This window comes from Brachyspira sp., assembly GCF_050873525.1.
Lineage (GTDB): Bacteria > Spirochaetota > Brachyspiria > Brachyspirales > Brachyspiraceae > Brachyspira.
The window spans coordinates 1-4,735 of sequence record NZ_JBNMIZ010000203.1; the positions used below are offsets into that span (position 1 = coordinate 1).

A 4,735-nucleotide genomic window follows, 5' to 3' on the forward strand; every position below is an offset into this window, starting at 1 on the left:
AAATAAGGCTTAACAAAATTTTTTAATATGATATATTTATATAATCATTCAAATATATTTGGAGAATTTTATGTGGTTTATTATAATTATTGCTTTCGCTATTGTAATAATTTATTTATTAGATAAAAATGCAAAAATCTCATCGGATAAAGAAAAACAAGACAAAGTAATCGAAAAACTTGAAGAAACAAATCAAAAATTAATATCTCGCTTTGACGCTCTTATAGAAAAAATGGATTCCACCAAAAATGCGGATTTACAGAAAGAAAATTTACAGGATGAAACGAATTTGGAAAATATTATTACTCCAAATAAAGAAAATATGATTCAAAGACTCGATGAATTAATAGAAAAAGTTGAATCGTCTCAAGCGGTTGAAACTTCAAGCGATAAAAAAACTAATGCAATTATTGAAAATGTTAAATCGGAAAATTTGCAATTAAACTCTAATACAAACGAATCTAATAACGCTAATAACGATAGAGATAAAAGGATTGACGCGATTATAAAAAAGATTGAATCAAAAAAGTTGCAGTTTAGCGCTAATATAAACGAACCTGAAAACGATTCGGAGAATTCTAATATTGAAAAAAATATTGACAATTTGGAAAATTCAAAAAATTCTCTCGATTTGCAAATGCAACAAAGTCCTGATTTATCCGAACCAAAAACCAATAAAAATCAAAAAGCCCCATTCGATTTGGCTTCTTTCGAGAGATTTTTAGCCCAAAAAGTTATGATAATTTTAGGCGGAATTTTCTTTATTATCGCATCATTTATTTTTATTAAATATTCAATCGACAATAATCTTTTTACTCCCGCTATAAGAATAACGGCGGCGATAATCTTCGGACTTATTCTATTTAGTTTAGGCATGACATTCGACAGCCTTAAAAATTTTAAAGTGGCGGAAGAACCTGAAGATTCTGCAGAAAAATCTTTATTTCATAAAATCGAGCGAAAAATCTTTCAAGGATTTTCCATGCCTACAAAATTCATGAAGCGAATCGCCCAAACATGCATAGGAGCGGGAATCGTTGTGGAATTTTTTAGCGTCTATGGAGGCTATAGTTTATACGGATTTTTTGGCGAAGTTATTAGCTTTGCATTGCTTTGTGCGATAAGTTTTGGAGCGTTATTTTTGACTATACGATTTGGTTTAATAGTTGGAATTTTCGGACTTTTGGGCGGATTTTCAACTCCTATTTTGATAAGCGCTGAAAATCCTAATTTTTACTTGCTATGCGGTTATCTATTTGCCTTGCATATTTGCGTAATCTATATTTCGTATAATCGCGGTTATATTCTTCCGTTGCTATCGAGCGCTTTCATTTTTGGTTATATGTGGCTTTTTGTCGAAAGAACGGGATTTATAACTATCGGCGAATCAATATTTGCATTTATTATGTGCTGCGTAGTATTTTTTGCTCTTTCAATTTTGGCAATGCAGATTTTTGAAGATAGAGAAAATAAATCTAAATATAAAATAATAAATAAAGTTTTATTTTGGATTGTGTCAATTTTTGGTTTTTGGGTAGTTTTTAATATTTCAAAACCTGAAAATATTGAAAATGCAATGTATGGATTTGTATTTATCGTTCTAATTTGCACAATGAATTTATTTGCTCCGTTTTTGATAAAAATTATAGAATCGCCTAAATTTGCGCGAATATTTAAAGTCGATGAAAGTCTGAAAAATCCAATAATTTTTGATTACAGCGCGATTTTTAGCCTTATCTTGGCGGTTGCATATCTTTTAAGTTTTAGCCGTTCATTGCCTAATTATTGCATTATCATTTTGGAAACGATTTTTTTCATTGGATTTGCAGCTCGTTTATTTAACGGTAGTAAAAAACTGCTTTATTTGTCGCTTCTTCTTATAACAAGCGTAATTTTTGCTGCAATTGAAATGATAGAAACTACTTGGATTATTAGCAATATCGCATCGTTCGTCATTTGCATTATAATATACGCGTTTATCGTGGCAAAAGATTTGGAAGATTCAAAATTAATTCGTATAATTTTATTGTTAAATACGGCGGTATTTTTTGGGGCGATTTTTTTGCTTTCGGAAAACACGAATATAATTCCAAGAAACGAATATTATTATCTGTATTTATTTTGCTTTATGTGTTTTTTGGCTTTTTTACTGCTTTACGCTCTCAACGATAGAATTATTAATTTTAATGGAAAAAGTTTAAGACTGCGAAATATTCCAGATTTAGCCTTTATCGGTTTTATATTCTTTGTTTTCTCGGCGATTATATTCTGTGATAAATGCGGATTAGGATTAATTTTTAATCTAATTGGCAGTCCGTCCTACGCATTTCAGCATCTTGAAATATACGCTATTTTTACTATTATGTGCGCCGCTATTTTATGGTTTTTACGTAGATTTTTCTCCAATAAAAATTCAAAATATATTAGCGAAAATTTGTCTCCATATCCAAGCGTTATTGTGACTTCGTTTAAGGATTTCATGAATTTTTTCTTGTATTTTCAGAGATTCATTTTTTGCCTAATATCCGTGCTTGTTATCGCTTTTATCGGAGAAATTTGCGCAAAAATTTATAACGCGTTAGAACTTGAAATTATCGCTTTTATAGATAATTCGCTTTATGATATTGCAAGCGCGACATTATTTGGAATCTGCGCGATTATTATTGCAAAACTCTATGGGCAATTTAGCTTAAAACTCGAAAATGTTAGCGGAAATCCTATATTTTACAAAGAAACAAAAATTGTATTTTACATATTTGGCGTAAAATCGCTATGGCTTTATTTAGTCGCTCTATTTGGCTGGATGTATATATTTTTCTCTCAAGTAAATGCCAACTCTTTGGATGAATTTTACTGGTTAAGAACCGTCATGATTAGCTATTGCATTTTATCATTACTTGGTTTTATCGCCATATTTTGCCTAAACGGAGCAATTTTCAAATATAAAATTATAAAACAAAAATTTATCCGATACTGTTTAGATTTTATCGCTTTCTCATTATTAATATGCGCCATTCTTTGTTTAATTCACTGCGCTTTTGGAGTGGAAGTCGATATGGACTTAAGAAATTTAATCTACAAATTCCGAATAAACGGAGCAAACGAAATTTATGCTTATTCGGCAGGTTTAGTTTGCATAAGCGCTGCTTTGCTAATAATCGGAATAGCGGGAAAAGTGGAACGATTTAAACATTATTGTTTTGCCTTGCTTGTCATTGTCGCTCTTAAAGTATTTTTTGTGGATACCAGTTCGTTTAGTTCGCTTGGAAAAGTCGTATTGTTTATATTTATGGGAGCGGCGTTTATAGGAATATCAATAATTTACAGTAAGTTTGTATTAAAGCGGGATTGATTATATAATATATGAAAACCGTTTAATCTTTAAAATTTTTTTGATTACCACTCTATTTACTTCAATTTAAAATGACGAATTTTTTTAAAAAAATTTATTTAAACTGTTGACAAAAAATTCTAAATATCGTATAATTCAACCATTATGAGATTAAACTTATTAAATAACATTTGCAGTTCACCGCGAACCAAAGTAGTTTAAACTTTTTTAATTTTTCAAAAGACAAACTTTTATTTATTAAATCTTTTTTAACTTCAATTAATTTTTTAAGTGCATTTATTCGTTTTGCAAAAATAAGTTCTTTAATTAAAAATTCTTTTGGTAAAAATAGTTTGTCATTACGAGGCGATAGCCGAAGTAATCTATTCTGTGTGGATTGCCACGCTTCACGCTGTGTGCCTAATGGCAACGCTCGCAATGACAAATTTAAAATATACAATGACAATAAAAATAATTTTGCAGTTCTTAATAACAATGTGGCTTTAGCCCATTGTGTAATGCAAGGGGTTCGCCAAAGGCGTCCCGTTGGGAAAACCCCTTGTTATATAGCTTTTTTAACTTCAATTATTTTCGATAGCTTATCAAGGAAAATAAAAATTCCTTGTTTAGTTATAAATAAAAATTTATTTTCAAGGAGGATATTCATGAAGAATATCAAACAATTTTTTACCTATATGGTTGTAGGAGCTTTAGTTATGGCTTTATCTATAAGCTGTAAATCGAACGAAGAACCAGAACAGGATAATACTCACAGTAATCATCCGCCATCAGGCACATACAGTGAGACATTTCGTAGTATAAAAGTAACGGCAACCGTTACTACTTCGGGAGGCACTTGTAACATTAAGGGAACTGCTTATAACCAAGATGACACTACATATACAGAGCAGTATGATATTACAATAACAAAGTGGCTTCATTCTGATGGTAATGGTGATTATGTTAGTGCTGGTTCTACATACCCTAAAGGAGAAGCAACTATTAATGCACCGAATGGAGCTACCGATTTCCTTGTTTGGTATAATAAGAATGTGGCTGGCTCAATAGAACTATCATTCAATTTAGGTGGTAAAGTCTATAGAACAGCCTACAATATGGTAAGGCAGTAATAAATATGTCTATCAAATATCATTATATAGCAGAAATACAAAATACCAGTATAATCAAAATATATACTTTGCTAGCAGTTGGATTAATTCTAATTATTAGAATTTTCATGTCCTCCCCAGTATCTTTTTCAGTTGTAAAATTACTTTTAAATAAAGATAAAGGGGAGGTGATGCATAATGAAGAGACGATTTAAAGCGTATAAGAAAAGAAATATTAATTATGATAAAAAAAGAGGTATAAATATAATATTGAATATAACATTTACTACTATAC

General features: G+C 30.4%; 2 protein-coding genes. Both read left to right on the plus strand.

Annotated elements, in window-relative coordinates:
* The first annotated feature begins 70 nt into the window (after window positions 1-70).
* Window positions 71-3,352 carry a DUF2339 domain-containing protein gene (locus ACR0QS_RS11140; protein WP_432633522.1) on the plus strand — a complete coding sequence of 1,094 codons (3,282 nt, stop codon included), beginning with the start codon at window positions 71-73 and terminating at the stop codon, window positions 3,350-3,352.
* Window positions 3,353-3,522: 170 nt separating this feature from the next.
* The gene (locus ACR0QS_RS11145) at window positions 3,523-4,461 is read left to right on the plus strand and encodes a hypothetical protein (RefSeq protein WP_432633523.1); all 939 of its coding nucleotides are present in this window, start codon (window positions 3,523-3,525) and stop codon (window positions 4,459-4,461) included.
* Window positions 4,462-4,735 lie beyond the last annotated feature (274 nt).

What these genes read in the sequence shown, in the direction of transcription:
- ACR0QS_RS11140 (WP_432633522.1), top strand. Translation starts at nt 71, where the DNA reads ATGTGGTTTATTATAATTATTGCTTTCGCTATTGTAATAATTTATTTA.